General features: G+C 71.7%; 26 protein-coding genes, 1 other RNA gene and 1 pseudogene. 12 read left to right on the top strand and 16 right to left on the bottom strand.

Translation table 11 applies throughout. The annotated features are described in order from the left end of the window. Window positions 1-36: 36 nt before the first annotated feature. The gene (locus B4N89_RS07265) at window positions 37-228 is read right to left on the bottom strand and encodes a hypothetical protein (RefSeq protein ID WP_078975031.1); all 192 of its coding nucleotides are present in this window, start codon (window positions 226-228) and stop codon (window positions 37-39) included. Window positions 229-515: 287 nt separating this feature from the next. On the opposite strand from B4N89_RS07265, the gene B4N89_RS07260 reads away from it, so the two are divergent. Beyond that, a complete protein-coding gene (locus B4N89_RS07260) occupies window positions 516-1,124 on the top strand; it encodes an NADPH-dependent FMN reductase (RefSeq protein ID WP_078975030.1) in 609 nt (202 codons plus the stop codon). Window positions 1,125-1,249: 125 nt separating this feature from the next. On the opposite strand, the gene npdG is transcribed toward B4N89_RS07260, so the two are convergent. Further along, window positions 1,250-1,942, bottom strand: a complete 693-nt coding sequence (npdG, locus tag B4N89_RS07255; protein WP_101897013.1) for an NADPH-dependent F420 reductase — start codon at window positions 1,940-1,942, stop codon at window positions 1,250-1,252. Window positions 1,943-2,077: 135 nt separating this feature from the next. Here npdG and B4N89_RS07250 point away from each other — a divergent pair, with 135 nt between their 5' ends. Continuing rightward, complete coding sequence (locus B4N89_RS07250; protein WP_078975028.1) at window positions 2,078-2,611, top strand: YegP family protein; 534 nt, start codon at window positions 2,078-2,080, stop codon at window positions 2,609-2,611. 143 nt (window positions 2,612-2,754) lie between these two features. Continuing rightward, a complete protein-coding gene (locus tag B4N89_RS07245; RefSeq protein WP_078975027.1) occupies window positions 2,755-3,528 on the top strand; it encodes an MgtC/SapB family protein in 774 nt (257 codons plus the stop codon). Between the two features lie 27 nt (window positions 3,529-3,555). Here the strand turns inward: B4N89_RS07245 and B4N89_RS07240 are convergent, their stop codons facing one another. After that, window positions 3,556-3,774 (bottom strand): hypothetical protein, encoded by a 219-nt coding sequence (locus tag B4N89_RS07240; protein ID WP_235618506.1) that lies wholly within the window; start codon window positions 3,772-3,774, stop codon window positions 3,556-3,558. A gap of 81 nt (window positions 3,775-3,855) precedes the next feature. Here B4N89_RS07240 and map point away from each other — a divergent pair, with 81 nt between their 5' ends. Then, entirely contained in the window at window positions 3,856-4,704 is an 849-nt protein-coding gene (map, locus tag B4N89_RS07235; RefSeq protein ID WP_078975026.1) for a type I methionyl aminopeptidase, read from the top strand. A 90-nt stretch (window positions 4,705-4,794) separates the two neighbouring features. Beyond that, window positions 4,795-5,754, top strand: coding sequence for a hypothetical protein (locus B4N89_RS07230; RefSeq protein WP_143657883.1), 960 nt, complete (start codon window positions 4,795-4,797; stop codon window positions 5,752-5,754). A 38-nt stretch (window positions 5,755-5,792) separates the two neighbouring features. On the opposite strand, the gene B4N89_RS07225 is transcribed toward B4N89_RS07230, so the two are convergent. The 4 genes from B4N89_RS07225 to yaaA form a co-directional block, all read right to left on the bottom strand. Next, window positions 5,793-6,482 carry a bifunctional DNA primase/polymerase gene (locus tag B4N89_RS07225; protein ID WP_201260802.1) on the bottom strand — a complete coding sequence of 230 codons (690 nt, stop codon included), beginning with the start codon at window positions 6,480-6,482 and terminating at the stop codon, window positions 5,793-5,795. Window positions 6,483-6,799: 317 nt separating this feature from the next. Continuing rightward, entirely contained in the window at window positions 6,800-7,036 is a 237-nt protein-coding gene (locus tag B4N89_RS07220) for a chaplin (RefSeq protein ID WP_078979171.1), read from the bottom strand. A gap of 174 nt (window positions 7,037-7,210) precedes the next feature. After that, entirely contained in the window at window positions 7,211-7,918 is a 708-nt protein-coding gene (locus B4N89_RS07215) for a DUF732 domain-containing protein (protein WP_078975023.1), read from the bottom strand. Window positions 7,919-8,179: 261 nt separating this feature from the next. Next, complete coding sequence (gene yaaA / locus B4N89_RS07210) at window positions 8,180-8,977, bottom strand: peroxide stress protein YaaA (RefSeq protein ID WP_078975022.1); 798 nt, start codon at window positions 8,975-8,977, stop codon at window positions 8,180-8,182. 385 nt (window positions 8,978-9,362) lie between these two features. On the opposite strand from yaaA, the pseudogene B4N89_RS07205 reads away from it, so the two are divergent. Continuing rightward, window positions 9,363-10,523, top strand: a pseudogene (locus tag B4N89_RS07205) (RNB domain-containing ribonuclease); the annotation flags it as partial. Between the two features lie 80 nt (window positions 10,524-10,603). Continuing rightward, window positions 10,604-11,013, top strand: an RNA gene (gene rnpB, locus B4N89_RS07200) — RNase P RNA component class A. Between the two features lie 92 nt (window positions 11,014-11,105). Here the strand turns inward: rnpB and B4N89_RS07195 are convergent. The 5 genes from B4N89_RS07195 to B4N89_RS07175 all read right to left on the bottom strand — a co-directional run bounded on the left by B4N89_RS07195 (window position 11,106) and on the right by B4N89_RS07175 (window position 16,483). Continuing rightward, on the bottom strand, window positions 11,106-12,815 hold the full coding sequence (locus B4N89_RS07195) for an FAD-dependent monooxygenase (RefSeq protein ID WP_078975021.1): 1,710 nt from the start codon (window positions 12,813-12,815) through the stop codon (window positions 11,106-11,108). A 149-nt stretch (window positions 12,816-12,964) separates the two neighbouring features. Then, window positions 12,965-13,852 carry an amino acid ABC transporter permease gene (locus B4N89_RS07190; RefSeq protein WP_078975020.1) on the bottom strand — a complete coding sequence of 296 codons (888 nt, stop codon included), beginning with the start codon at window positions 13,850-13,852 and terminating at the stop codon, window positions 12,965-12,967. Then, the gene (locus tag B4N89_RS07185) at window positions 13,849-14,496 is read right to left on the bottom strand and encodes an amino acid ABC transporter permease (protein WP_078975019.1); all 648 of its coding nucleotides are present in this window, start codon (window positions 14,494-14,496) and stop codon (window positions 13,849-13,851) included. The genes B4N89_RS07190 and B4N89_RS07185 overlap by 4 nt, the downstream gene beginning before the upstream one ends. Before the next feature lie 149 nt (window positions 14,497-14,645). Next, on the bottom strand, window positions 14,646-15,596 hold the full coding sequence (locus B4N89_RS07180; RefSeq protein ID WP_078975018.1) for a glutamate ABC transporter substrate-binding protein: 951 nt from the start codon (window positions 15,594-15,596) through the stop codon (window positions 14,646-14,648). A gap of 107 nt (window positions 15,597-15,703) precedes the next feature. Continuing rightward, window positions 15,704-16,483 carry an amino acid ABC transporter ATP-binding protein gene (locus B4N89_RS07175; protein WP_078975017.1) on the bottom strand — a complete coding sequence of 260 codons (780 nt, stop codon included), beginning with the start codon at window positions 16,481-16,483 and terminating at the stop codon, window positions 15,704-15,706. Window positions 16,484-16,708: 225 nt separating this feature from the next. Here B4N89_RS07175 and B4N89_RS07170 point away from each other — a divergent pair, with 225 nt between their 5' ends. Both B4N89_RS07170 and B4N89_RS07165 read left to right on the top strand, forming a co-directional pair. Then, window positions 16,709-17,386 (top strand): response regulator transcription factor, encoded by a 678-nt coding sequence (locus B4N89_RS07170; protein ID WP_078975016.1) that lies wholly within the window; start codon window positions 16,709-16,711, stop codon window positions 17,384-17,386. 36 nt (window positions 17,387-17,422) lie between these two features. Then, on the top strand, window positions 17,423-18,838 hold the full coding sequence (locus B4N89_RS07165) for a sensor histidine kinase (protein WP_078975015.1): 1,416 nt from the start codon (window positions 17,423-17,425) through the stop codon (window positions 18,836-18,838). 108 nt (window positions 18,839-18,946) lie between these two features. Here B4N89_RS07165 and B4N89_RS07160 read toward each other — a convergent pair whose 3' ends face one another. Then, window positions 18,947-20,860, bottom strand: a complete 1,914-nt coding sequence (locus tag B4N89_RS07160; protein ID WP_161500656.1) for a bifunctional serine/threonine-protein kinase/glutamate ABC transporter substrate-binding protein — start codon at window positions 20,858-20,860, stop codon at window positions 18,947-18,949. 208 nt (window positions 20,861-21,068) lie between these two features. Further along, window positions 21,069-22,070: a TAXI family TRAP transporter solute-binding subunit gene (locus tag B4N89_RS07155; protein WP_235618505.1), complete on the bottom strand. Its 1,002-nt coding sequence runs from the start codon at window positions 22,068-22,070 to the stop codon at window positions 21,069-21,071. Window positions 22,071-22,138: 68 nt separating this feature from the next. Here B4N89_RS07155 and miaB point away from each other — a divergent pair, with 68 nt between their 5' ends. Then, a complete protein-coding gene (gene miaB, locus B4N89_RS07150; RefSeq protein ID WP_078975013.1) occupies window positions 22,139-23,620 on the top strand; it encodes a tRNA (N6-isopentenyl adenosine(37)-C2)-methylthiotransferase MiaB in 1,482 nt (493 codons plus the stop codon). Window positions 23,621-23,644: 24 nt separating this feature from the next. Here the strand turns inward: miaB and B4N89_RS07145 are convergent, their stop codons facing one another. Further along, complete coding sequence (locus tag B4N89_RS07145) at window positions 23,645-24,232, bottom strand: histidine phosphatase family protein (RefSeq protein WP_078979169.1); 588 nt, start codon at window positions 24,230-24,232, stop codon at window positions 23,645-23,647. Window positions 24,233-24,293: 61 nt separating this feature from the next. Between B4N89_RS07145 and B4N89_RS07140 the strand changes: the two genes are divergently transcribed. Next, on the top strand, window positions 24,294-25,013 hold the full coding sequence (locus tag B4N89_RS07140; protein ID WP_078975012.1) for a hypothetical protein: 720 nt from the start codon (window positions 24,294-24,296) through the stop codon (window positions 25,011-25,013). 146 nt (window positions 25,014-25,159) lie between these two features. On the opposite strand, the gene B4N89_RS07135 is transcribed toward B4N89_RS07140, so the two are convergent. Next, window positions 25,160-25,501 carry a hypothetical protein gene (locus B4N89_RS07135; protein WP_078975011.1) on the bottom strand — a complete coding sequence of 114 codons (342 nt, stop codon included), beginning with the start codon at window positions 25,499-25,501 and terminating at the stop codon, window positions 25,160-25,162. Between the two features lie 181 nt (window positions 25,502-25,682). On the opposite strand from B4N89_RS07135, the gene miaA reads away from it, so the two are divergent. Further along, entirely contained in the window at window positions 25,683-26,588 is a 906-nt protein-coding gene (gene miaA, locus B4N89_RS07130) for a tRNA (adenosine(37)-N6)-dimethylallyltransferase MiaA (RefSeq protein WP_101897257.1), read from the top strand. Window positions 26,589-26,741 lie beyond the last annotated feature (153 nt).

Here is a 26,741-nt window from a genome sequence, read left to right as displayed (position 1 = left end):
GTACGGGGGACGGCCAGTGGGCGGCGGGAGCGGGGATCAGGCCCGCGCGGCGAGGTCGCGCGCGCGGCGCACCCGCTGCCTGCGCAGGTAGTAGAACGCGATGTTGCCGTCGAGTGCGGCGAGGAGCACGAACGGCAGGCCGAGCCAGCTCCCGTTGACGAAGGCCACCACGGCGGCGGCGAGCGCCAGTACGCACACGATCACGGCGAGGACGACGATGCGGGGCATGGCGGGGGCTCCAGACGGGTGCGGACGGACCTCGGTCGCGGCGCTTTCCGGCGCGACGCGGCTCCATTGTCGCTCCCGACGACCACCCGGCCGGCACCCACCCGGCACCTCGCCGCACCACCCGCCGCCGCTCGGGACGACGACCCGGGGACGGCCCGCGGGGCGACCCGGGAGGCGGCCCACGACCGGAAGTTGAATCCACAACAAGCGCGCGCTACATTGTTAAACGTTCAACAACATCGCTTCCCGCCCCACCCGGCACCCTCTCTCCATCCACGGAGGAACCCATGTCCCGCATCCTTGCCATCTCCGGTTCGCTGCGCGCCGAGTCCTTCAACACGGCACTGCTGAACGCCCTCCAGCCGTTCGCGCCCAAGGGCATGCAGATCGAGGTGTTCAAGGGTCTCGACGAACTGCCGCACTTCAACCAGGACCTGGAGCCGAACCCGCCGGCCGGCGTGGTGCGCCTGCGCGAGGCGATCCTCGAGGCAGACGGCCTGATCATCTCCACCCCCGAGTACAACCGCAGCCTGCCGGGCGTGCTGAAGAACGCGCTGGACTGGGCCTCGCGTCCGTACGCCCAGGGCGTCCTGACCGGCAAGTCGATCGTCGCGATGTCCGCCTCGCCCGGTCCCCAGGGCGGCATCCGCGCGCTGATCCAGCTCAAGGCGCTGCTGCGGGACCTGGGCAACTTCGTCGTCTCCGGCCCGGAGATCGCCGTGCCCGAGGTGCACACCCGGCTCGGCGTCGAGGCCGACGTACAGCACGTGCTGACCGACCCGGTCACCGCCGGCATGGTCTCCCACGTGCTCGGCGGTCTGCGGGACGCGATCGACAACGGCGCCGGCGAGTTGGTCACCCGCCCGCTCCAGACCTGGAGCGCCGCCCAGGTCTGATCCCCGGGCGCCCCCCGGCGCCCTCGGCTCCGGCCCCGAAAGGCACGAACGGCGTGCGGCCCCACATCCTCGGATGCGCGGGGCCGCACGCCGTTCGTGCGTCGGGCGGGCGTGGCCGGGCCGGCTCACACGTCGGTGACGCGCAGTCCGGCGTGTGCCTTGTAGCGGCGGTTGGTCGAGATCAGGTTGGCGGTCAGCCCCTCGACCTGCCGCGCGTTGCGCAGCCGGCCGGCGTACACCCCGCGCATGCCGGGGATCCGCGACGCGAGCGCCTGCACCGCGTCGGTGGCCTCGCGCTTGTCGCCGAGCACCATGATGTCGGTGTCGAGCGACTCCACGTTCGGGTCGAGCAGCAACACCGCGGACACGTGGTGGAAGGCGGCCGTGACGGTCGAGTCGGGGAGCACGGCGGCGGCCTGCTGGGCGGCGCTGCCCTCCTCGACGTCGAGCACGAACGCGCCCTGCTTGTCGAAGCCCATCGGGTTCACGCAGTCGACCACGATCTTGCCCGCGAGCTCGCCCGTGAGGGAGAGCAGCAGATCGCGGTGGCCCTCCCAGGGCACGGCGATGATCACGATGTCGCTCTCGGCCGCGCAGGTGGCGTTGTCGGCGCCGCGCACTCCGGCACCGAGTTCGGCCGCGGCGGACGCGGCACGGTCGGCGCTGCGCGAGCCGATGATCACTTTTTGGCCGGCGACGGCCAGGCGGTACGCGAGGCCGCGGCCCTGCTCACCGGTGCCGCCGAGGACGCCGACCACCAGATCGTCGATGTTCGGCAGGTCGCGCGGGTCACGCTTGGGGGACGAGGGGGTTGTCATGGGCGCGATCCTGCCGGCCGAAACCGAAGAGAACACGGGGTCCGCGCCCGGATGCAGTCGAGGTCACAGTGGTTTTCGGCTGCGGAGGTCGATTCACCCCTAAATACCCCTTATATATGACAACCGGGACGAACCATGTTTCCGTGGAGGAGAAAACTTTCTCTTCTCTCCCAAGGAGATGTCGTGCCGGCCAAATTCATCGTCACCAAGGGACGCTCCGGCAAGTTCGGATTCGTGTTGACCGCCGCCAACGGTGCGACCGTCATCAAGTCCGCGCCCTATGAGACGAAGCGCGAGGCGCTGACCGCACTTCGCTACATCCAGCGCAACGGCGACACCGAAACGGTCGACGACCGTACGGTCGACACCGCGGCGGCGCTCGCGTCGGCCGCGGCCACGCGAAAGCGCCCGGTGTCCAAACCGGCCGCCTCGCGTCCCCGAAAGGCGGTATCCGGTACCCGAAAGGCGGTATCGAGTCCCCGAAAGGCCGCGTCCCAGCGAAAGGCCGTTTCCAAGACGGCCGGCTCGCGTCCTCGAAAGGCCGTATCCAAGACGGCCACGTCGCGTCCGCGCAAGGCCGTGGCCAGGACGACCGCCTCGCGCACGCGCACCGCGACTCGCACGCGCACCGCGACTCGCACGCGCACCGCGACTCGCTCGCGCGCCTGACGTTTCCTCGCCCACCCCTCCCTCGATCGCGGTATCCGAACCTCGTCCGTGACCCATCGCTCCGTATGGAGTCATAGCGTGCGAGCAGAGGAAGAAGATCGAGCAGCCCCGGGACCCCGGTCCCGGGCGGAGGAGGTGGGCGCGTGCATTCCGGAACGACCCTGGCGGCGTGGTCGGAGGGGATCGGCGCGAGTCAGGGGTGGACCCAGTTCTCCGAGTTGCTGCTCTCCTTCGTGCTCTCCAGCGTCATCGGCGTCGAGCGCGAGGTGCGGCAGAAGAGCGCGGGACTGCGCACCCACGCGCTGGTCGGGGTCGGCACCACGCTGTTCATGGAGATCTCCAAATACGGCTTCGCCGACGTGTTGCCCGCGGGTCACGTCGGCTGGGACCCCTCCCGGATCGCCGCGCAGGTGGTCTCCGGCATCGGCTTCATCGGCGGCGGCCTGATCTTCGTCCGCCGCGACACCGTGCGCGGCCTCACCACGGCCGCGGTGGTCTGGCTCACCTGCGCGATCGGCATGGCCTGCGGCGCGGGCCTGCCGTACCTGGCGATCGGGGTCACCACGCTGCACTTCGTGGTCGTCTACGGCTATCCGCCGATCATCCGCCGGATCGGCGGCCCCCGGGACCGGGCGGCCGAGATCCGGGTCTCCTACCTGCCCGGACACGGCGTGTTGTCCGCGGTCCTGGTCGCCTGTACCGGCGCCGGATTCACCGTGGTGGACGTCTCTGTGCACAACCGCGAGCGCGAGCCGGCCGAGGACGCCGGCGAGGCGCCGGCGACCGAGCCGAGGGCCGCGGCGGTGGTGTTGCTCCTGGAAGGGGCGGGCGAGCCCGGCGAGTTGGTGTCGGGCCTGTCCGAACTGCCCGGGGTGCTCACCGTCGGCGGCGGGCGGGTGCCCGAACCCGCCGAGTGACCCGCCCGCCGCCGGCCGCCCGCCCGCTCAGCGGCGTCCGGGGTCGTTCCAGTTCGGGTCGTTCTCCCACGCCTGATTGCGGGTCTTGGCGGTCTCCAACGCGTTCGCCGCCTCGGCGCGGGTCGCGTACGGGCCGAGCCGGTCGCGGGCCGGACAGTCGGGTCCCTCCTCGACCTTGCCGTGTTTGACGCAGTAGTACCACTCGCCGGCGCGACCCTCGGGCCTGCGCCACAGTCTGAACCTCACGGCCGTCCTCCACCCACTCGATGCCGTCGCCGACCGGATCACCCGCCGGCTCGGTCGCGGCGCCGGCTACACTCGCTGGTTATGGCGATTCTCGTACCCGGTAAGCCGACCCCCATCCGCTCCGTACCCGCCGACATCCCGCGGCCGGAGTATGTCGGCAAGCCGGCCCCCACCCCGTACACCGGGCCCGAGGTGCAGGACGCCGAGACCATCGAGCGCATGCGGATCGCCGGGCGGATCGCGGCGGGCGCCATGGAGGCCGCCGCCGCGCACATCGCGCCCGGGGTGAGCACCGACGCGCTGGACAAGGTCGCCCACGAGTACGTGCTCGACCACCACGCCTACCCGTCCTGCCTGGGCTACCGGGGCTTCCCGAAGACCATCTGCACCTCGATCAACGAGGTGATCTGCCACGGCATCCCCGACACCACCCGGCTCGAGGACGGCGACATCGTCAACATCGACGTCACCGTGTTCATCGGCGGCGTGCACGGCGACACCGACGCGACCTACCTCGTGGGCGACGTGGACGAGGAGTCGCGGCTGCTCGTCGAGCGCACCCGCGAGGCGCTGAACCGGGGCATCAAGGCGGTCAAGCCGGGTCGGCAGATCAACGTGATCGGTCGGGTCATCGAGTCCTACGCGAAGCGCTTCGGCTACGGCGTGGTGCGCGACTTCACCGGCCACGGCATCAACACCTCGTTCCACTCCGGCCTGATCATCCCGCACTACGACGACGAGCGGGCGACCACCGTGATGGAGCCGGGGATGACCTTCACCATCGAGCCGATGTTGACCCTGGGCACCCACGACTACGACATGTGGGACGACGGCTGGACCGTGGTCACCAAGGACCGCAGGCGCACCGCCCAGTTCGAGCACACGCTGGTCGTCACCGACACCGGGGCCGAGGTGCTCACCCTGGCCTAGGCCCTGGGCGCGGTGTGTGCCGGGGCGCGGGCAGTATGGTTTCGCGAGATCTCCTCCTGCCCGCTCCCCCGGAAGAGTTGCCGACTACCGATGCGCATATCCCGCATGCCGGCCGCGGTCGCCGCCCTGCTCGCGACCGCGCTCGCCGCGACCGGCTGTGTCACCGTCAGCGGCGCGAGCACGCCCGTCGCGGCGCTGGACAAGCACGAGGCCGCCGAGGTGCTGCACGACTACGAGGTGCAGAACAACCAGGCGTACGCGAACCGCGATCTCCCGCTCAACGCGCGGGCCGAGACGGGCTCGCTCGGCGCGCTCGACCAGGCCGGTCTGCGCATCCTCGCCTTCACCGACCCGAACGGCAATCTGGGCCGGGCCCCGATCCTGCACGAGCGGCCGGAGTTCCTGATCCCCAAGGTGGTCGGCTGGCCCAAGTGGTTCGCCGTGCGGAACACCCCGAACTTCAACAACGCCAAGCCGCAGTTCCTGGTCTTCCTCCGGGCGGGCCCGGACGCGGTGTGGCAGGCGGCGTGGGGGCCGACGCTGCAGAGCGAACTGCCCGCGCTGAAGCGGGATTCGTCCGGTTACCTGGAGCAGGTCTCGCCGACCGCCGCCGGACTCGCCGCCTCGCCCGGCGAACTGGCCCCCGTGCTCGCCGAGTTCCTCAAGGACGGCAAGACCCGCGCCGAATTGTTCGGGCCCGACCCGTACACCGCGCAGTTGCGCAAGCAGCGGGACGAGCCGATCGGAGACGGCTACGTCCGGCAGGCCGTCGACAGCCCGGCGGCGCAGTTCCCGCCGCTGGCGGTGCGTACCGCGGACGGTGGCGCGCTGGTGTTGTTCGCGCTCCAGCACAGCATCAAGCTCACCGTGCAACCTCCGCGCCGACTCGGTGACGTGGACCCGTCGACGCTGGCGTTCCTGGCCGGCAAGCCGAGCCGGTCGGTCACCGAGCACCGGCTCTCGGAGTATGTCGCGGTGGTCCCGAAGGCCGGTGGCAAGGTGCAGTTGGTCGGCTGGGTGTACGGCCTGGTCGGCGCCGAGGGGGAGTGAGCGGGACGGCCGCCGACCGCGGGCCGCCGTGTCGGTCGCTAGGACCAGTGTCCGTCGGCGGCCGCGGCGCCCACGGTGTCGCACGCGTCGGTGAGGGCGTCGAGCACCCGCAGCGGGTCGGGCAGCGGGAGTTCGGGGCCCCGGATCCAGCGCACCGGCTGTCCCGAGGGATGTTGCGAGGACGGCACCAGGACGTAGCTGCCCCGGCAGTGCCAGCGCAGCCCCGGGTGGGCGTCCAGCGTCTCGGGGTGGCAGTCCAACTCGCAGGGCCACCACTCGTCCTCGTCGGCGGGGGTGCCTCGGGTCGCGGTGAAGAACAGCGTGCGGTCGGGGCCGCAGGAGGCCACCGGGCCGATCTCGATGCCCTGTTCGGCGAACACCGCGAGGGCGATCTCCCCGGCCCGCGCGGGCACGTCGAGCACGTCGTGGCCGGTGCCGGTCGCGGTCACGAAGTTGGCGTCGGGATACAGCTCCAGCCAGCGCGCCACCTGTACGGGGTCGGTGGACGCCTGGGTCTGCCAGGCGAAGGAGACCGGGTGCATGCCCGGCGACGGACAGCCGACCCGATCGCAGGAGCAGCCGAAGCCCACCGGGTGCGCCGCCGGACAGACGGGCCAACCGCGCTCCACCACGTCCATGAGCAGTCCGGCCCGCCGGTCGCGAACGGTGTCCGGATCCTCGCGCGGTCGACGGCGCAGCCATCCGGCCATTCTGCCCATTCGCTCCATGGAACCCCTTCTTCCGCGTGCGTTTCGTGCGCGCCCCACACGGCGCCTCTGCGTATACAACGCGAAAGACCCGTCCGGGCAATCCCCATCATCGCGGGTCGCCCGCGTCCCTCTGCCGACCGGGTTCGGAGATGACCGGACCAGCGCGGAACGGCACGGAATGGCACGAGTAAGACGCCGCGAGCCTGCGAGAAATGTACATCGCGGAGCGCTTGTGTTCGGTGCGGCGCTCACAACGACGACCGCCCCGTTCCCGGAACACCGGGAACGGGGCGGTTGCGCCGCCACCGGCCAAGGAGGCGGGCCGGGGCGGCGGGTCAGCCGGCGTTGACGCAGACGTTGCCGAACGCCGGGTTGAGCACGGCGATCAGAATGTCGACCGTGTTGCCGCAGACGTTGACCGGCACGTGCACGGGGACCTCGGCGTTGTTGCCCGAGATCACACCGGGCGAGCCGACCGCCGCGCCGTCCGCGTCGGCGCTCGCGTTGGCGATTCCGGCGCCCATGGCCGCGATGCCGCCGGCCAGGGCCGCGACGGCGGCGATCTTCTTCATGTTCTTCACTGCGTTCGTTCCTCCACGTAGTGCCGACCAGGTTCGGCAGGCTGGTCAACGACGTGATCGTGAAGGGGAAACGCCCGGCCCGCGAGATTCACTCGTGCGTATCGCGGGCCGGGATCGCAGGTGTCCGGGCCGGTTTTCAGGCCGGCGTTCGGGCGGCGGGGCGGGTCAGGAGACCTTGCCCGACTGCTCCGGGCAGAACGCCGCGATGGCGCCGCCGACGAGCATGCCCTTCTCCGACACGCCGCTGACCGCGGTCACCTTCATCGCGGTGTCGAGCAGGGACTTGCCCGACTTGAGGTCGGAGCAGGCCTGCTTGCCCTGCGAGACCAGTTCGGCGTCCGCCGTCGACTTCGTGCCCGGGATCAGGCGGTGCATCGTGGTGAGGAAGTTGTCCTCGCCCAGCCCGCGCGTGCCGGGGCCGGGGCCGGTGGTCGCGTCGTCGTCGGACGGCTCGGGCGCGACGGTGCGCTTGGTCGCCTTGGTCGACGGGGTCGGCGAACCCGACTTCGGGGCGCTCGTGCCGGTGGCCGACGACGTGGAGGAGGCCGTCGACTTCTTGTCGTCGTCGTCACCGGACAGTCCCACGGCGACGAGCACGCCGACGATCGCGAGCACGGCGACCACCGAGACGCCGATCCACAGACCCTTGCGGCTCTGGTTCGGCGGGGGCGGGTAGCCGCCGCCCTGCGGATAGGCGCCGGGATACTGCGGTTGTCCGTACGGGCCCGGTTGCCCCTGCGGGTACTGGGGCTGCTGGTACTGACCGGGGTACTGGCCCTGGCCCTGGCTCTGACCCGGATAGGGCGGTTGCCCGTACTGGGGCTGGCCGTACGGCTGGTTAGGGTCCTGGCCGGGCGGCGGCGGGTAACTCACTCATCCCCCATGGATGTCGGGTCGTCCACTCCGTCTGACGTGACGCGCGGATCGTCCGAAAGTAGGACGAAATGCTTTGTTTTTCGTCTGCGGAGGAAGCGTCAGGATCATGAAGCTCCCCGGTTTTGTCAAGGTGGGACCGACGGCGTATCACGATCGCCCTCGTGCCACTTGTCGTGGGGTGCACCGGAAACGATGCCAGGAAGGTCGTCGAGCAGGACACCCGGGAGACCGGGGACGGACCGGCGGCGGGGTGAGGGGTCAGACCGCGGCGACCACGACGTCCAGCGCCCAGGGGGTGCCCGCCTGCTTCGGTTCGGCGGCCTCCACGGTCCAGCCCAGTTCCCGCAGCGCGTCGGCGAGTTCGGCCGGGTTGCGCGGTTCGGCGCCGGAGACCAGCAGGTCGCGGGTGATCCGGCCCTTGGTCGCCTTGTTGAAGTGGCTGACCACCGACCGCTTGGCCACCCCGTCCACGATGCGCTCGTGCAGCACCCGCACGGTCGCGGTGCGTTCGGCCACCGCCCCGACCGGCTTCCAGGCCGCGCCGTACGCCGCCGACCGCAGGTCCAGGACGAGGTCGTCGCCCGCGAGTCTGGGCAGCACGGGCGCGGTCACCGTGCGCCACTGGCCGGCGAGCGCGCCGATACCGGGCAGCCGTACCCCCATCGAGCAGCGGTAGGGCGGCACCCGGTCGGTCGGGCGCAGCACGCCCCACAGTCCGGAGAAGACCAGGATCGAACCGGCCGCGCGCGCCGCCGCCGCGCCGGTGAGCGAGGACAGGTCCAGCGCGTCATACAGCACTCCGGTGTACAGCCCGGCCACCGGCAGCGTCGCGGCCTCGCGCAGGTCGAGGTTGCGCAGTACCTCGCCGCGCAGCTTCGGGCCGAGCCCGAGCACCTCCAGAGCCTTGCGCTCGTCGCCCTCGCACAGGGTGATCAGCGAGTCGAGCACCTGCCGCCGCACGGAGTTCAGTTCCGGCATCGAAAGACCCGCGAGATCGAGCGCGGGGCCCGTCCCCGCAGCGGCCTTGCCCTCGGAGGGCGGCAACAACACGAGCACGGGCGCAACTCCAAGCGACGCGGACGGCAGGGTGGCCGACCGGGTTGGCGGACGGCGGGGCGACCGACCAAGTTTATGGGGACGACCCCGACCGAACGTGTCGCCGGCGCTTTGGGCGCGCGGGCGAAAAGCCGGGAAAGTCCTTCTCGGCGCAGCGGATCTTTCCTAAGCTCGGTGCGTGCCTCGTCGCCATCTCCACATCAGGTCAGCCGACGGTGATCTCCTGCGGGCGGGTTTCGCCCGCCTGCGCACCGATCTGGCGTTGCCGGGCGCGTTCTCCCCGGAGGTGCTGGCGGAGGCCGACGCGGCGGTGCGGCGCGGGCCCACGCACACCCGGCGGGATCTGACCGCGTCGCCGTTTTTGACCATCGACCCGGCCGAGTCGATGGACCTGGACCAGGCGATGCACCTGGCCCGTCGGGACGGCGGCTACCGGGTGCACTACGCGATCGCCGACGTCGCGGCGTGGGTCACCCCGGGCGGCGCGCTGGACGCGGAGACCATGCGCCGGGTGGAGACGCTGTATCTGCCCGACGAGCGCATCCCGCTGCATCCGCCGGCGCTGTCCGAGGCGGCGGCGAGCCTGCTTCCGGGGCGGGACCGGCCGGCCCTGGTGTGGGTGCTCGACCTGGACGCGTCGGGCGAGTTGGTCGGCACCGACGTCTTCCGCGCGCTGGTGCGCAGTCGGGCCCGATACGACTATCCCGGTGTGCAGCGGGCGATCGAGAGCGGATCCGCGGCGGAGCCGTTGGCGCTGCTCGCCGAGATCGGCCGGTTGCGCGAGGGGCTGGAGATCGAACGCGGCGGGGTGAGCCTGCCGATCCCGGAGCAGGAGATCGTCGAGCACGGCGACTCGTGGCGGCTGGAGTACCGTGCGCCGATCCCCGCCGAGGGCTGGAACGCGCAGATCTCGCTGCTCACGGGGATCGCCGCCGCCGACCTGATGACCCGGGCCGGCATCGGTGTCCTGCGCACTCTGCCGCAGCCGGCGCCCGAGGCGCTCGACCGGGTCCGCCGGGTCGGGCGCGCGCTCGACGTGGCGTGGCCCGAGGGCGCCACCTACGGCGCGGTGATCCGCTCGCTCGATCCCGACAACCCCCGGCACGCCGCGTTCCTGGAGGAGGCCACCGGGCTGCTGCGCGGAGCCGGCTACACCGCGTTCGACACGGGCGCGCCCGAGCAGGCCGGGCACGCGGCGGTCGCCGACGAGTACGCGCACGTGACCGCGCCGCTGCGGCGCCTGGTCGACCGGTACGCGGGCGAGATCTGCGTCTCGCTGGTCGCCGGCGTCGAGGTGCCCGAGTGGGTGGGCGCGCGGCTGCACGAATTGCCCAAGGCGATGGAGACCGGTGACCGCCGGGCCCACGAGGTCGAGCGCGAGGCGGTCTCGCTGGTCGAGGCGGTGGTGCTGGCGGACCACGTCGGCGACGTGTTCGACGCGGTGGTGGTGGATCTCAACGAGCGCGGCGACGGCGGCACGGTCCAACTCGCGGAGCCGGCCGTCCGGGCCCGCTTCGACGGGCCGGGCCTGGGCCTGGGCGAGCGGGTGCGGGTGCGGCTCACCGAGGCCGACGACACCCGGCGAAGGGTTCGCTTCGCCCCGGCTAGGATGGACGACACGGCGGATGAGTCGGCCGGGCGGCCGCGTCGGGATTCCTCCTCGGAGGGTTCCGCCGAGGAACGTCCGGGCTCCACAGGGCAGGGTGGTCGGTAACACCGACCCGGGGCGACCCGCGGGACAGTGCCACAGAAAACAGACCGCCGGCGTCCTCGGACGACCGGTAAGGGTGAAACGGTGGTGTAAGAGACCACCAGCGCCCGAGGTGACTCGGGCGGCTAGGTAAACCCCACCCGGAGCAAGGTCAAGAGGAGCACCGTCAAACGTGCTCTGCGCGAACGTTCGAGGGCGGCCCGCCCGAGTTCGCGGGTAGACCGCTGGAGGCTGTCGGCAACGGCAGTCGTAGATGGATGGCCGCCTCCCCGGGCGCCGCAAGGCTCCCGGGAGACAGAACCCGGCGTAAAGGCCGACTCATCCGCCGGCCGGCCGAACCAAGGCCCTCCGATCTGCGAACATGCAGGTCAGGGGGCCTTTTTGCGGCCGATTCGCGGGCTGGGGGCCGGGGCGGCGTCAGTGGCCGGCTCCGCGGGCCCGGTCGATGGATTCCTCGAGGATGTCCAGGTGGTCGGGGGGCAGGTGGGCGGCTATGTAGCCGTCGGGGCGGATCAGCAGGATCGTGTGGGCGGTGGCGCCCGGGTAGTCCGGGGTGACCACCAGTTCGGCGGGCGCCGCGAGTTTGTCCAGCCGCCCGCGCAGCCTCGGCATCAGGCCCGCCTCGCGCCAGCCGTCGCCGTGCCACACCTGTATGCCGGGGGCGATCAGCAGCACGACCAGCCCGCGGTCCAGGCACTCGCTCAGCCACCCCTCGGCGCCGTCCGCGCGAAACACCTCGACGTCGCGGATCCACTCGCCCACGCCCGGGCCGGGGGTGAGCAGCGGCGAGCCGGTGTAGTCCGGGCCGGACGGGTTCGCCGCCGGCCCGCGCGGGTCGAGCCGGCGCAGCGTGGTGCCCTTGCCGCGCGCGCCCATCAGGGTCAACCGGCGGCCGACCTTCTGCGCCGGGCTCGCGGGCGCGAGGAAGTGCAGCGCGTCCTCCCCGAGCGCGAGCCGACGGCGGGCGGCGCCCCGGCGTTCGCCGTGGTACGTCTCCAGGAGCCGGATGGGCGCGTAGCCCCGCAGCGTGAAGGCCAGCTTCCAGGCCAGGTTGCGCACGTCCTGCAAGCCGAGTTCGACCGCGTCGGCGGCGGAGGGATGGACCAGGTGCGCGGCGTCGCCGGCGAGCAGCACCCGGCCGACCCGAAATCGTCGGGCGAGCCGCTGATGCACCTCGTACTCGCCACTCCACAGCAGGTCGTGCGCGGGATCCTCGGACGCGTCGGGCTCGGGCGAGAGCGCGTCCAGGGTGCGCAGCACCGAACGCACCCGCGCGGCGATCCGCTTGGGGTCGGCCGGATCGCCCGTCACCGGGATCACCCGGGTCTCCTCGGCGGCCTTGGCCACCCCGTGTGCCATCGGCAACTGCCAGGTCAGCCGCCACACGTCGTCCGGCAGCGGCTGGGCCAGCACGGTGCCGCCGCGGTGGAAGGGCGGGTCGACGAACAACCACGGCGTGGCCGGCTCGCCGAGGTCCGGGCTCGCGGGCTCGTCGGCGAGCGAGGGGTCCGGCGGCACCAGCGCGGTCGCGGTGATCCGGCGCGGCAGCCGTACCTTGACGTCGGCGCACAACAGCCGGTCCACCCGGGGCCGGCCCGGGAAGCGCACGTTCACCGCGCGGCGCACCACCGAGCGGGCGCCGTCGCAGCCGACCAGCCACTGGGCCCGGAACCTGACCGGCCCGCCCGGGCCCCGGGCGAGCACGGTGACCGAGGTCTCGTCCTGCTCGACGCTCTCGATCCGGTGGCGCCACGCGGTGGTCACCAGGGGGCTGGCGTGCGCGGCGTCCAACAGGGCGCGCTCCAGCCGCTGTTGGGACAGCCCGTAGCGCACGGGGGCCTCCGGCTCGGCCACCGGCTGCGGTACGTCGCGACCGCGCCGGCGGATGCGCTGGACGCCCCACGGTTCGGCGGCGCCGTCGAGCCGGGTGCCGGTCAGGTCGTAGACGAAGGCCAGTGTCGAGGCCTCCAGACCACAGGCCCGCGAACCCGCGCGCGGCGTGCCGTTGCCCATGTCGAGCACCACCGAGCGCACCCCGCGCCCGGCCAGCGCCAGTGCGGCGGCCAAACCGGCGGGTCCGGCACCCGCGATGATCACCGAGTCCGCGCGCGGAGCATTGCCCGCCATCGTGGCCCCCAAGTCTTGCAAGACGTGTCGTACTCGTCGCCCATCATCCGGCACCGGGGCCCTACGACGACAAAGCGACGCCCCGCGGGTGGAGTTCACCGCGGGGCGTCGGTCGGTGGTGCGGGGGTGGGACGGCGCGTTCGACGGGGTCAGACGACGGCCAACCTGTCGCGGGACGACTCGGCCTGCGTCGGCGGGACGACGGCCGGCGGCTTGCCCTTGCGGGAGGTGCGCAGCCTGCGCTCCAGCCAGGTCGCGAACGCCGACAGGATCATGCACATCGCCACGTAGATGGTGCCGACGATGATGGTGACCGGGATGAACGGCATGTTGTAGTCCTGGTAGCCGCCGATCAGCTTGGCGGCCGCGAGCAGTTCCGGGTAGGTGATCAGGAAGCCGAGCGAGGTGTCCTTGAGGGTCACCACGATCTGGCTGATGATCGTCGGCAGCATGGTGCGGATGCCCTGGGGGACCAGGATCATCGTCATCACCTGGGTCTTGCGCATGCCCAGCGCGTAGGCCGCCTCGCTCTGCCCCTTGGGCACGGCGAGGATGCCGGCGCGGATGTTCTCCGCCTGCACGGTGCCGTTGTAGATGGTCAGGCCGACCACCAGCGGCCACATCGGATCCCACTTCCACCAGCCCTGGCTGCCCGGGACGAGGTAGAGCATGAAGATCAGCACCAGCAGCGGCATGGCGCGGAAGAAGGTCACGAACGTGGTCGAGGCCCAGCGCACGATCTTGTGATCGGAGAGCCGGCCGGCGGCCAGGAAGGCGCCGAGCACGATGGAGAACACCGCGGCCAGCGCGAACGCCTTCAGCGTGGCCTTGAGGCCGTCGAAGATGAACTGCTGGACACCGCTGTACTGGAACGGGTCCCACTTCGCCGACTCGAACTGGCCGGTGTCGTTGAACCGCACGATCACGAAGACCAGGAACGCGGCCAGGCCCAGGCTGCCGACGATGCCGATGATCAGGTTGCGGCGACGCGCCTTGGGACCGGGGACGTCGAACAGCACACTCGCTTCGCGGCTCATCGGACCACCGCCAGCTTCTTCTCGAGCGCGGCCAGCGCGGCGCTCATGGACAGGGTGATGATCAGGTAGCCGACCGCGATCCACAGCAGGACCCACAGCGACTTGTAGCCGTTCTCGACCATCTCAGCGCTGGTGCCCATGAGTTCGGTGACGTTGAAGGCGCTGGCGATGGCCGAGTTGCGGACCATCGCGATCAGCAGGCTGCCGATCGGCGGGACCGCCGCCCGACCGGCCTGGGGCAGCACGATCTGCGTCAGCGACTGGGTGAACGACATCCCGAGGCTGCGGGCCGCCTCGGCCTGGCCGATCGGCACGGTGTTGATGCCCGAGCGGATCGCCTCGCAGATGAACGCGGCGGTGTAGGTGCTCAGCGCGATGACCGCGAACTCGAAGTAGGAGAGGTTGAACCGCAGCTTCGGGAAACCGAGCGCGACGGCGAAGAAGATCAGCGTCAGGGGGGTGTTGCGGAAAAGGTTGACGTAGGCGGTGCCGAACCAGCGCAGCGGCGGCACCGGCGAGACCCGACACGCGGCTATCAGCGTGCCGAGCAGAAGCGACACGATCCCACAGACGACGGTCAGCTTGAGCGTCCCGACGAAGCCGTGCCGCAAGAGGTCCCAGTTGTCCTGGATCACTTCGAGCATCGTGATCGAGCCCTCCTCTCCGAGATCGTGGGTTCAGGGGTTGGCGTGACGGCCCGTACCCACGGTCTGGTGCGACGGGGACGGGAGGGGGCACGCGCCGGCCGGTCGAGGGGGAGCCGGGACCGGCCGGCGCGCGGAACTGCGGACGATCAGTAGCGGACGAGCGCCGGGATGGCCGGGGCCGCCGAGCCGGACAGGCCCAGGGTGGCGTCGTACGCCTTCTTCCAGTCGCCGTTCTTCTCGTGCGCCTCGAGGGCGTCGCTGACCGCGTTGCGGAAGACCGAGTCGTCCTTGTTCAGGCCGACGCCGTAGTTCTCGGTGGTGAAGGGCTCGCCGACCACCTTGAGCGACTTCGGGTCCTTGGCCGCGTAGCCCTTGAGGATCGCGTCGTCGGTGGAGACCGCGTCGACCTGGTTGGAGAGCAGGCTCTCGACACACAGCGAGTAGGTGTCGAAGACCCGGGTGGTGGTGTCGGGGAAGTTGGCCTGGAGGTTCTGCAGCGGGGTCGAACCCTTCGCCGAGCAGACCGTCTTGCCCTTGATGGTGTCCTTGCCGGTGATCGCGGTCTCGTTCTTGCGGACCAGGAGGGACTGGCCGGCGATGTAGTACGGACCCGCGAAGGACACCTGCTGCTTACGCTTGTCGTTGATGCTGTAGGTGCCGACGTAGTAGTCGATGTCGCCGTTGACCAGGGCGTTTTCCCGGTTGGTCGAGGCGATCGCCTTGAACTCGATCTTGTCCGGGCCGAAGCCGAGGTCGGCCGCGATCATCTTGGCGATCTCGATGTCGAACCCGGAGACCTTGCCGGTGGCCGGGTCCTTGGAGCCGAGGAAGGGCTGGTCCTCCTTGGCGCCGACGATCAGCTTGCCGCGCGACTTGGCCGCGTCGAACGTCTTCGAACCGGTGAGCGCCACACCCGTCTTGGGCGTATAGGTGGGCAGTTCGGGCGCGGCACCGCCGGGCGCGCCGGGGGCACCTTGCGAACCGCCGGTCGAGCCGGCCGGAGTCTTGGCCTCGGGCGAACCGTCCTTGCCACACGCGGTGCCGAACAGGGCGAGCACGGCGATGCCGGCGACGGCCACGGATGAGCGCATCTTCATGATCAACGTCCTTCGAAAAAGGTGAACAGGCCTGGCGGCAGCCGAACCACGGGCTGCGGAGCGGGAGTTGCGTGCGTCGGGCGGGCTGGGGGCGCCCGACGGCGCGCTCAGTGGTGCAGGATCTTGGAGAGGAAGTCCCGGGCCCGGTCGCTGCGCGGGTTGCTGAAGAACTCCTCGGGCGTGTTCTCCTCGACGATGCGGCCGTCGGCCATGAAGATCACCCGGTTCGCGGCGGAGCGCGCGAAGCCCATCTCGTGGGTCACCACGACCATCGTCATGCCCTCGCGGGCCAGGTCGCGCATGACCTCCAGGACCTCGTTGATCATCTCCGGGTCGAGCGCCGAGGTGGGCTCGTCGAAGAGCATCACCTTGGGCTCCATGGCCAGCGCGCGGGCGATCGCGACGCGCTGCTGCTGGCCACCGGAGAGCTGGGCGGGGTACTTGTCCGCCTGGCTGCCCACACCGACCCGGTCGAGCAGTTCGTGTGCGCGCCGGGTGACCACCTCGGCCTTCTCGCGGCGGACCTTGAGCGGGCCGAGCGTGACGTTCTGCAGCACGGTCTTGTGCGCGAACAGGTTGAACGACTGGAACACCATGCCCACGTCGGAGCGCAGCCGGGCCAGCTCGCGGCCCTCCTGCGGCAGCAGGGCGCCGTCGATGGTGATCCGGCCGCCGTCGATCGCCTCCAGGCGGTTGATCGTGCGGCACAGGGTCGACTTGCCCGATCCGGACGGACCGATGACGACGACGACCTCGCCCTTGTGGATGGTCAGGTCGATGTCCTGCAGCACGTGCAGGGCGCCGAAGTGCTTGTTGACGTTCTCCAAGACGACAAGGGGTGCGCCGGGGTGGACGGCGTCCTTGCCGACTTCGCTCTTGGTGAGCACCGGCGGCTTCGGTGTGGTGTCAGAGGCATCCGTCGTCACGATGGCGGGCTCCGTCCAGAGTCGTCCCGTATCTTTTTGCGCGACCGGGTGGCAGGTGGGTTCGAGGGCTCCCGGCGAGGCCGGGTGGTGCGTGACACTAAGGCAGGCAGCACCCCTCCAGTCAGTGCACTTGAGCTTGTCTTGAGGTCAAGAGTCGGTAACGGACCGTCAGATGTGAGGAACCACGTGCGCCTCCTGCTCGTTGAGGACGACCTGCGCGTCGCCGCGCCGCTACGCGCGGTGCTGGGCCGACACGGATTCACCGTGCGACACGCGACCACGGGCGAGGAGGCCCTCGCCGCGCTCGACGACGTGCCCGACGTGGTGCTTTTGGACCTGTCGCTGCCCGACCACGACGGTTTCGAGGTGTGCAGCCGGATCCGCAGGCTGTGCGACGTCCCGGTGATCATGGTGACCGCGCGGGCGGACATCCGATCCCGGATACACGGGTTGAACCTGGGCGCCGACGACTACGTCACCAAGCCCTACGACATCGGCGAACTTCTGGCCCGAATTCACGCGGTGAGCAGGCGTACGCGCAGCGACGCGCCCGCCGCGGAGACCCCGCCGGCCGCCAAGGGGCCCGGCGGCATCGAACTGGACCCGGCCACCCGGCGGGTCGCCGTCGGCGGCGTCGACGTGGTGCTCACCCGCAAGGAGTTCGACCTGCTCGCCCTCCTCGCCCAACGTCCGGGCGTGGTCTTTCGCCGCGAACAGATCATCAGCGAGGTCTGGCACACCAGCTGGGCGGGCAACAATCGCACCCTGGAGGTGCACGTCGCGTCGCTGCGCTCCAAGCTCGGCAACCCGGCGATCGTCGAGACGGTGCGCGGCGTGGGCTACCGTGTCGTCCCCGAGGCCTGATCCCACCGGCTTCCCGAAGGATCGTCACCGGTTCCCGTGCGCACCCGCCTGCTCGCATTGCTCCTCGCCCTGATGACCGCGGTGCTGATCGCCCTCGGCATCCCGTTGGCCATCTCCCGTGCCGCCGCGCATCAGCAGGAGCTGATCCGGGATCGCGTGGACGATCTCACCCGCTTCGTTTCGGACACCCAGCTGACCGTGGTCTCGGACACGCTGCGCGCGCAGACCGAGAGCGGCGTGCCGCCCGGACCGGACGCCGTCGACCTCGACATGCTCCGGTCCGAGCTGGAGCGCTACGAGGCCGTCTACGGCATCCGGGTCGGCGCCTTCGACCGGCGCGGCCAGCCGATCGCCGTGTCCCGTCAGGGATTTCGGGTCGATCCGCGCTCGCCCGCGTTCACCGAGGCGCTGGCCGGACGGCGCAGCGACGACCCCGGACAGGTATGGCCCTGGCAGCGTGATCGCATCGTGGTGGCGGTGCCGGTGATCCACCGGGGCGACGTGGTGGCGGTGGTGCTCACCGACTCGCCGACCGGCCGGATGCGCTCGAAGATCCAGCGGGTGTGGCTGATTCTGTTCGCCGGCGAAGTGGTCGCGGTACTGGCCGCGTTGCTGCTCGCGACCCGGCTGACCGGCTGGGTGCTGCGCCCGGTGCGGGTGCTCGACTCGGTGACCCACGAGATCGCCACCGGCCGGCTCGGGGCGCGCGTGGCCGGCGCCCAGGGGCCGCCGGAACTGCGGCGCCTGGCACGGTCGTTCAACGAGATGGCGGACCACGTGGAGACCGTGGTGGACCAGCAGCGGGCGTTCGCCGCCGACGCCTCGCACCAGTTGCGCAACCCGCTGTCCGCGCTGCTCCTGCGGATCGAGGAACTGGGCCTGTCGTTGCCGCCGGGACACGGCGAGACGCTGGAGGGGGTGCGGGACGAGGGCCGTCGGCTCACCCGCGTGTTGGACGAACTGCTCGAATTGGCGTTGGCCGAGAACGCGCGCCCGTCCGCCCGGGCCGTGGACGTGGCGGCGCTGGTGCACGAGCGGGTGGACGCCTGGCAGACCCTGGCCCGCTCGCGCGCCCGGCGGTTCGCGCAGGAGGGCCCGCTCGCGTTGACGGGCAACGTGGACCCGGTCACGCTCGGCAGCGCGCTGGACGCGATCCTGGACAACGCGCTCAAGTTCGCCCCCGAGGACAGCACGATCACGGTCGCGTGCGCGGCGGTGGGCGGCGAGGTGGAGATCCGGGTCAGCGACCGCGGTCCCGGGCTCACGTTCGAGGAGATGCGCCGGGTGGGCGACCGCTTCTGGCGCAGCCCCCGGCACCAGAACGTGGACGGCTCCGGACTGGGCCTGTCCATCGCCCGCACGCTGCTGGCCGCGAGCGGCGGCACGATCGACTTCGCCGCGCGCGAGGGCGGCGGCCTCACCGTCACGCTGACGGTCCCCAGGGCCGACTGAACCGGTGCCGCGCGAGATGTGATCCACCCGGCGCCGAAACCGCGTCCGGTCGACCCGCGCGGGCCCGGCCGCTGGGAAGGCGGACGCGGGCCCGTCCCGGTCGGCGGCCTACTCGTTCACCCGGCACTGCGGCGCGCGGGGCTGCGGCAGGCCCAGCGGGCGCAACCGCGCGTCGTAGGCGCGCTGCCAGTCGCCGTTGGCGATGTGCCGGTTCAGCGCGCCGCACACGGCCTCGGCGAGCGCCACGTCGCCCTTGCTCAGGCCCACTCCGTACGGCTCGTCGGAGAACGGCCGGCCCAGGATCCGCAGCGCGCCCGGGTGCTGCACGACGAAGCCGGACAGGATCGCGTCGTCGGTGCTCACCCCGCGCACCCTGCCGGCCAGCAACTCGTCCACACACTCCGAATACTTGCCGCGCTCCTCGACCCGCATGGTCGGGAACTCGCCGCGGATGCGCAGCGCGGAGGTCGACTCGCGCACCACGCACACGGAGCTGTGCGCGAGGTCCTCGGGGCCGTTGACCTGGGGATCGTCGGTGCGGACCAGGAAGTCCTGTCCGGCGATGTAGTACGGCCCGGCGAAGGAGACCTTCTGCGCGCGGAGCGCGTTGATCGTGTAGCTCGCCACGACCAGGTCGACCTGACCGCTGGTGATCCGGTACTCGCGGTTCTGCGTCTCCACGTCCATGAACGTGACGCGGTCCTTGAACCCCAGGTCCTCGGCGATCATCAGGGCCACGTCGTCGTCGAAGCCCTGATACGCCTGCTCGCCGGTGCGCACGCTCCACCCCGGCTGGTCGGGCTTGACCCCGATGATCACCCGACCCCGGGCCACCATCTCCCGGTAGGTCGGCGAGTTCTTGCGCAGGTTCGCGAGCGGGTCGGCCTCGTGCGTGCCGCCCTCGGCCCGGTTGTTCTCCACCGCCAGCCACGACACCCCGACCGCGACCAGCAGGAAGGCCAGCGCGGCGGGCAGTGCGACGCGGGTGCGCCGCCACCAGCGGCGGGACCGGCGCGCCGGGCGCGCGGGCGGCGCGCCGGCCGGCGGCTCGCCCGCGAAGGTCGCGTCGACGTCCTCGTCCCGATCCGCGCGGCGGGGCAGCGGATCGCCGCCCCAGGTCACCGGTACCGAGTCCTGAACCACCCGGGTCAGCAGCGCGTCGGTCTCCTTGGCGTCCAGGCGCCGGGTCGGGTCCTTGCGCAACAGGCCCATGATCACCGACTCCAGCGGGCCGGCGTGCCGGGGCGGCGCGGGCGGCGCGTTGACCACCGCGTCCACGACCTCCACCGGCGAGGCCCGGCTGAACGGGGCCATGCCCTCGACCATTTCGTACAGCGTCGCGCCCAGCGACCACAGGTCGGAGGCGGGATCGAGCACGTCCGGCCGGTCGGCGAGGGTGTGGTCCCCGTTCGCGTCGTCGGTGAGCACGCTCGGCCGGGACCGGGCGAACTGTTCCGCGCGCTCGGGTGCCAGATAGCCCGGCGTGCCGAGCAGTTCGCCGAACTGGGTCACCTGGGGCGCGTCGACGAAGGTGGCGATGCCGAAATCGGTGAGCACCACCCGGCCGTCCATGCCGAGCAGGACGTTGGCCGGCTTCACGTCGCGGTGCAGCACACCCTTGGCGTGCGCGGCGCGCAACGCCCGCAGGACGTCCAAGCCGATCCGGGCCGCCTCGGCGTGGTCGAGTCGACCCTCCGCGCGGATCACGTCGGCCAACGACCGCGAAATCACCAATTCCATGACGATCCACGGCAAACCGTCTTCCTCGAAGACGTCGTGCACCGTCACCACGTTCTCGTGGCGAATACGGGCCGCCGCGATTGCCTCGCGCTTGCTGCGCTCCAGCCAGGAACGCTGGGATCCCGCGTCCAGCGACTTGGGCAGCAGCAGTTCCTTGATCGCGACCTCGCGACCGAGGGCGGTGTCGACGGCCAGCCAGACCTCGCCCATACCGCCTCGGCCGAGACTGCGGCTCAGCCGGTAACGATCGTTCAGTATTCGGCCGATCTCCCCCTCGGACACCGCGGTCGCACCCTCCTCCCGAGCAAGCGGGCCTTCCTGACCATGCTGCGGCCTTCCCCCCGGTCGGCTCACGGCGTCGGTTCGGGGACCGCGCACGGTCTGGCCCACAGGCTCAGAGCGTAGATGTCGGTCCCGAACACGATGACACGACCCAGCATGTGCCATCGAAGCCGTTCGCGCGACGCCCTGGGCATCACGATCTGTCCCATCAGGGTTTCACCGATCGGTACCACCGCAGCGCGCCCGTATGCAGCGGCAGCGGATCGGTGAAGATCGCCGTTCTCGGGTCGACCAACTGGGCGGCGTGCACCTCGCGTCCGATCGCCTCGCGGTTCTCCATCACCGTCTCGGTCACCCGCCTGATCAGCTCCGGATCCTGCGACGCCCGGGTGACCAGCAGATTCGGCACCGCGATGGTCGGCGTCTCGGTCCCGCCGGGGTAGGCGTCGGCCGGCACCACCGCCTCGCGGTACACCGGCCCGTATCGATCGCGCAGCTTGCCCGCGAGGTCGCCGAGTTGCACCAGCCGCACCTGCCAGTGCTCGGCCAGATCGGAGACCGCTCCGGTGGGCAGCCCGCCGGACCAGAAGAACGCGTCGACGGTGCCGTCCCTGAGCCGCTCGGTGGCCTCGCCGATGCCGATCCGCACCGGGGTGATGGCCTGCTCCATGTCGCTCATGCCCACCTCGCTGAACAGCCGGCGAGTGATCAACTCCACTCCCGAGCCGGGCAGCCCGACCACCACCCGACGTCCGCGCAGGTCGGTGATCTTCTGCACCGGTGAGCCGACCGGCACCACGAGTTGCACGTAGTCGTCGTACAGCCGCGCCACCGCGCGCAACTGGTCCCGGTCGCCCGGACCCAGATCCGCCACCGCGTCGGCGGTGGAGATGCCGAAGGTGTTCGCGCCCGCGACCACCCGACGCAGGTTCTCCACCGACCCCCCGCTGGCGTCCACACTCACCCGCACGCCCAGGTCCGCGGACAACCGGGGCCGCAGCAGTTCGCCGTAGCGGTGGTACACCCCCATCGGCACCCCGGTGGCCATCGAGACCGGCCCGCTCGGCGCCCGCCGGTCGTCCTTGCCGAGCACCAGGTAGCCCCCGACCAGGCAGAACAGCAGCAGCGTCGCCACCCCGGCCTGCACCAGCCGGGGGCGTCGCGCGTAGGCGTCGCGCAGGGAAACGGGGAGGAACGGCAAGGAGGGCACGGCGGCGATATTGCCATGGAGGTCGGCCACACACGCGAGGAAGCAAACCCCGTACCCTGTCGGGTGTTATGACTGCGCGAAGCTATGAGGTCCGCACCTACGGGTGCCAGATGAACGTCCACGACTCCGAGCGGCTGTCCGGCCTCCTCGAGGAGGCGGGCTACGTCCGCGTGCCCAAGGGGGAGCAGGCCGACGTGGTCGTCTTCAACACGTGCGCCGTGCGGGAGAACGCGGACAACAAGCTGTACGGGAATCTGGGCCATCTCGCGCCCGCGAAGGCCGAACGCCCCGGCATGCAGATCGCCGTCGGCGGCTGCCTCGCGCAAAAGGACCGGGACACCATCGTGCGCAAGGCGCCGTGGGTCGACGTGGTCTTCGGCACGCACAACGTCGGTTCGCTGCCGGTGCTCCTGGAGCGGGCCCGCGTCGCGCAGGAGGCCCAGGTCGAGATCCTGGAATCGCTCGACGTGTTCCCCTCCACGCTGCCCACCCGCCGCGAGTCGGCCTACGCGGCCTGGGTGGCGATCTCGGTGGGCTGCAACAACACCTGCACGTTCTGCATCGTGCCCGCGCTGCGCGGCAAGGAGAAGGACCGCCGCCCCGGCGACGTGCTCGCGGAGATCGAGACGCTGGTCGGCGAGGGCGTGATCGAGGTCACCCTGCTCGGTCAGAACGTCAACGCGTACGGCTCCGACATGGGCGACCGCGAGGCGTTCTCCAAGCTGCTCCGCTCGTGCGGCCGGATCGACGGCCTGGAGCGGGTGCGCTTCACCTCGCCGCACCCGCGCGACTTCACCGACGACGTGATCGCCGCGATGGCCGAGACGCCGAACGTCATGCACCAGCTGCACATGCCGCTGCAGTCCGGGTCCGACACGATGTTGCGGGCGATGCGCCGCTCCTACCGCCAGGACCGCTACCTGGGGATCATCGAGCGGGTGCGCGCGGCGATGCCCGACGCGGCCATCTCCACCGACATCATCGTGGGCTTCCCCGGGGAGACCGACGAGGACTTCGAGCAGACCCTGCACACGGTGCGCGAGGCCCGCTTCGCCGCGGCGTTCACCTTCCAGTACTCCAAGCGCCCCGGCACCCCCGCCGCCACGATGGACGGCCAGGTGCCCAAGGAAGTGGTCACCGAGCGCTACCAGCGGCTGCTCGCGCTCCAGGAGGAGATCTCCTGGGCGGAGAACCGCACCCAGGTCGGTCGCACCCTGGAGGTGCTGGTCGCCGAGGGCGAGGGCCGCAAGGACCACGACACCGCGCGGTTGTCCGGGCGCGCCCCGGACAACCGGCTCGTGCACTTCGAGCGGCCCGCCGAGGGGGTGCGGCCCGGCGACATGGTCTCGGTCGAGATCACCTACGCGGCGCCGCACCACCTGCTGGCCGAGCGCCCCCCGCTCGCCATCCGGCGCACCCGCGCGGGCGACGCGTGGGAGCGCCGCACCGCGACTCCCGCGCCGACCCCGGGCGTCCTGCTCGGGATGCCGAGTGTCGGCGCCCCGGTCACGGTGGGGGCGCCGGCCGCGACGGCGGGTTGTCGCGACTGACCGGTCGGGCCGCGTTCGCGTCGGTCAGGACACGTTCCAGCCGAGCATCGCCGGCTGTTCGCGCTCGTAGCCGAGGGTGGACAGCCGGGCGGTCTCCAAGCGGAACAGCCGGCCGTCCTCGGGCGGCAGGCCCAGCCAGCGGGCGGTGAGCACCCGGAGCAGGTGGCCGTGCGCGACCAGCACCGCGTCCTCGCCGCGCGCCAGCACCGGACGCACCTTCTCCAGCACCCGGTCCACCCGCCGGCCCACGTCGGCGATCGACTCGCCCGGGTGCGCCGCGTCGCCGGGGACCACCCCGTCGCGCCACACCACCCAGCCCGGCACCCGCTCGCGGATCTCATCCGTGGTGATGCCCTCGTAGCCGCCGTAGTCCCACTCGACCAGGTCGGGTTCCAAGCTCGCACCGGTGATCCCCGCCAGTTCGGCGGTCCGCCGGGCCCGGCCCAGCGGGCTCACCAGGGTCAACCCGAACTCGCGTCCGGCGAGCAGGTCGGCCACCGCCTTCGCCTGCTTCTCCCCCTCGGGCGTGAGCGGGATGTCGGTCAGCCCCGTGTGCCGCCCGGACCTGCTCCACTCGGTCTCACCGTGTCGCACCAGCATCAGTTCACGCATGTGATCCATCCCATCATGCGACCCGGGAGGCGTCGCGGCGGCCGCTTAGTACTCTCCCTGAATGCTCGTAGCCGCCGCGGTAGTCCCGTGCCCCCCGATGATCGTGCCCGAGTTGGCCCGCGGGGCCGTAGCGGAGTTGGACGCGCTGCGCGCGGCGTGCGATCAGGCGCTGGCCGCGCTGGCCGCGAGTGCGCCGGACCGGTTGGTGGTGGTGGGCGCGGGCCCCGTCGAGGCGACCCTCGGCGACGGCGGGGTCGGCTCCTTCGCGCGGTACGGGGTCGACCTGGAGGTCGTCCTGGGCGGCGGCGCGGACCACGAACTGCCGCCCGCGCTGGCCGTCGGCGCGTGGCTGCTCGGCCGTTCCCCGTGGGCCGCCGACCGGGTCGCCGCGGGCACCGCGCCGAGCCCGGTGTCCGGCGTGGTGATCGCCGCCGACGCCGATCCGGTGCGCTGTGCGACGCGGGGCGCCGAGCTGGTCGCGGGAGCGGATCGGGTGGCGCTCCTGGTGGTGGGCGACGGGTCCGCGTGCCGGACCGAGAAGGCCCCCGGCTACCTCGACGCGCGCGCCGAGCAGTACGACGTCGCGCTCGCGGCGGCACTGGACACGGCCGACCCGGCGGCTCTGGCGGCGCTCGACCCGGCGCTCGCGGAGGAGCTGTGGGTGGCGGGCCGACCGGCGCTCCAGGTGTTGGCCGGGGCGGCGGGGCCGGGCCGGAGCGGGCGGCTGCTGTACGACGAAGCGCCCTATGGCGTGGGGTATTTCGTGGCGCTGTGGTCCTGACGGCCGACGCCCGACGCCCGACACTTGACGCCCGGCGGGCGGGGGCCGCGGGCCGGCGGTGCTCCCGTGGCGCCCCGGTGCACGCGCCGTCGTGAACGCGACGGGCGGCGGTCACCGGATCCGGTGACCGCCGCCCGCTGTCCGACTCACGCGCCGGATGCCGCCGCGGGCTGCTTGCCGGCCGCCTCGCGCGTGCCGTCACCGGTCTCGGCCGGCGCGTTCTCGGCCTCGGCGTCGTGGGCGACACCCGCGTCGGGTTCCTCCGGGGCTTGTGCCGCGTCCGCCGCGACGACCGTGTCCCCGGCGGTCGGGGGTGCCGGGGCGGCGACCGGTTCGCCGGGCCCGGTCGCGGCGTGCGCCTCTGCCGGTGTCCCGGGCCGGTCCTCGACGAGCGTGGCGGTGTCCGTGCCCGCCGTGTTCCCCGAGCAGCACGAGCCGCCCGTCTCCGTCGTGTCGGGGCGCCGCTTGAACCAGTCGAAAACACTCACGATTGCTCCTTGGCCGTATGTCTGTGTCCGAACTCAACGAGAGCGAACGTGGCCGGTCACGACCTCGCGCGCGGCCGTACCGCAACGAGCGACGGCGCGGGCCCGCCGGCGCGTGCCGGGACGGGCGCCGCCGCACACCGCCGTGCGCGGCGACCGGTCGGCGATCCGGCAGACTTGGGGGGTGAGTCCCCGTGTCATTGCCGTCGTCGGTCCCACCGCGGCCGGAAAGTCCGATCTGGGGGTCGCCTTGGCCCGTGCGCTGGACGGCGAGGTGATCAATACCGACTCCATGCAGCTCTACCGGGGCATGGACATCGGTACCGCCAAGCTGACCGTCGCCGAGCGCGGCGGCGTCCCGCACCACCTGCTCGACGTGTGGGAGGTGACCAGCTCCGCCAGCGTGGCCGAATACCAACGCGACGCGCGGGCCGTGGTCGAGGACCTGCTCGCGCGCGGGCGGACCCCGATCCTGGTCGGCGGGTCGGGTCTGTACGTCCGCGCCGTCCTCGACGACCTGGAGTTTCCCGGCACCGACCCGAAGATCCGGGCCCGCCTGGAGGCCGAGGCCGAGCGGGTGGGCCCCGGGCCGCTGCACGCGCGCCTGGCGGTCGCCGATCCGCCCGCCGCCGCGGCGATCCTGCCGGGCAACGCCCGGCGGATCGTGCGCGCCCTGGAGGTCATCGAGCTGACCGGGCGGCCGTTCACCGCGACCCTTCCCACCCACCGCTCGCTCTACGACAGCGTGCAGATCGGGGTGGACGTGCCCCGTTCGGTGCTGGACGAGCGGATCACCGCGCGGGTGGACCGCATGTGGGCGGCGGGCCTGGTCGAGGAGGTGCGCGAGTTGGAACGCGTCGGGCTGCGCGAGGGCCGCACCGCCTCGCGCGCGCTGGGCTACGCCCAGGTGCTGCGCATGCTCGCGGGCGAGTGCGGCGACGAGGAGGCCCGCGAGGACACGGTCCGCACCACGCGCCGGTTCGCCCGCCGCCAGGACACCTGGTTCCGCCGCGACCCGAGGATCGAATGGCTGGACCACACCCGCGCCGACCTGCTCGAAGCGGCCCTGGAGAAGGTGGCCGCCTCCTAGAGCGGGTTGCTGCGCGGTGGTGCGCACAACCGGGTGAACCTTGTCCCGGGTGGAGGACTTGGGGGTGTTGCGGGTGGGGCCGGCGTGGCACGGTGGGGGGTCCGTGACATCGCAGAACCTGTTCGGGGGAGGCGGTCGTGATTCGCTCGGTTC

The organism is Embleya scabrispora, assembly GCF_002024165.1.
Taxonomy (GTDB): Bacteria; Actinomycetota; Actinomycetes; order Streptomycetales; family Streptomycetaceae; genus Embleya; species Embleya scabrispora_A.
This window is presented reverse-complemented; position numbering and strand designations above follow the sequence as displayed.

Excerpts from the sequence above, each read along its gene's own strand:
- B4N89_RS07195 (WP_078975021.1), bottom strand. The coding sequence starts at position 12,815 with ATGGCGGGCAATGCTCCGCGCGCGGACTCGGTGATCATCGCGGGTGCC.
- npdG (WP_101897013.1), bottom strand. The coding sequence starts at position 1,942 with ATGACAACCCCCTCGTCCCCCAAGCGTGACCCGCGCGACCTGCCGAAC.
- B4N89_RS07145 (WP_078979169.1), bottom strand. The coding sequence starts at position 24,232 with ATGCGTGAACTGATGCTGGTGCGACACGGTGAGACCGAGTGGAGCAGG.
- B4N89_RS07140 (WP_078975012.1), top strand. The coding sequence starts at position 24,294 with ATGCTCGTAGCCGCCGCGGTAGTCCCGTGCCCCCCGATGATCGTGCCC.
- B4N89_RS07230 (WP_143657883.1), top strand. The coding sequence starts at position 4,795 with ATGCGCATATCCCGCATGCCGGCCGCGGTCGCCGCCCTGCTCGCGACC.
- miaB (WP_078975013.1), top strand. The coding sequence starts at position 22,139 with ATGACTGCGCGAAGCTATGAGGTCCGCACCTACGGGTGCCAGATGAAC.
- B4N89_RS07185 (WP_078975019.1), bottom strand. The coding sequence starts at position 14,496 with ATGCTCGAAGTGATCCAGGACAACTGGGACCTCTTGCGGCACGGCTTC.
- B4N89_RS07220 (WP_078979171.1), bottom strand. The coding sequence starts at position 7,036 with ATGAAGAAGATCGCCGCCGTCGCGGCCCTGGCCGGCGGCATCGCGGCC.
- map (WP_078975026.1), top strand. The coding sequence starts at position 3,856 with ATGGCGATTCTCGTACCCGGTAAGCCGACCCCCATCCGCTCCGTACCC.
- B4N89_RS07260 (WP_078975030.1), top strand. The coding sequence starts at position 516 with ATGTCCCGCATCCTTGCCATCTCCGGTTCGCTGCGCGCCGAGTCCTTC.
- B4N89_RS07180 (WP_078975018.1), bottom strand. The coding sequence starts at position 15,596 with ATGAAGATGCGCTCATCCGTGGCCGTCGCCGGCATCGCCGTGCTCGCC.
- B4N89_RS07265 (WP_078975031.1), bottom strand. The coding sequence starts at position 228 with ATGCCCCGCATCGTCGTCCTCGCCGTGATCGTGTGCGTACTGGCGCTC.
- B4N89_RS07190 (WP_078975020.1), bottom strand. The coding sequence starts at position 13,852 with ATGAGCCGCGAAGCGAGTGTGCTGTTCGACGTCCCCGGTCCCAAGGCG.
- B4N89_RS07225 (WP_201260802.1), bottom strand. The coding sequence starts at position 6,482 with ATGGAGCGAATGGGCAGAATGGCCGGATGGCTGCGCCGTCGACCGCGC.
- B4N89_RS07250 (WP_078975028.1), top strand. The coding sequence starts at position 2,078 with ATGTTTCCGTGGAGGAGAAAACTTTCTCTTCTCTCCCAAGGAGATGTC.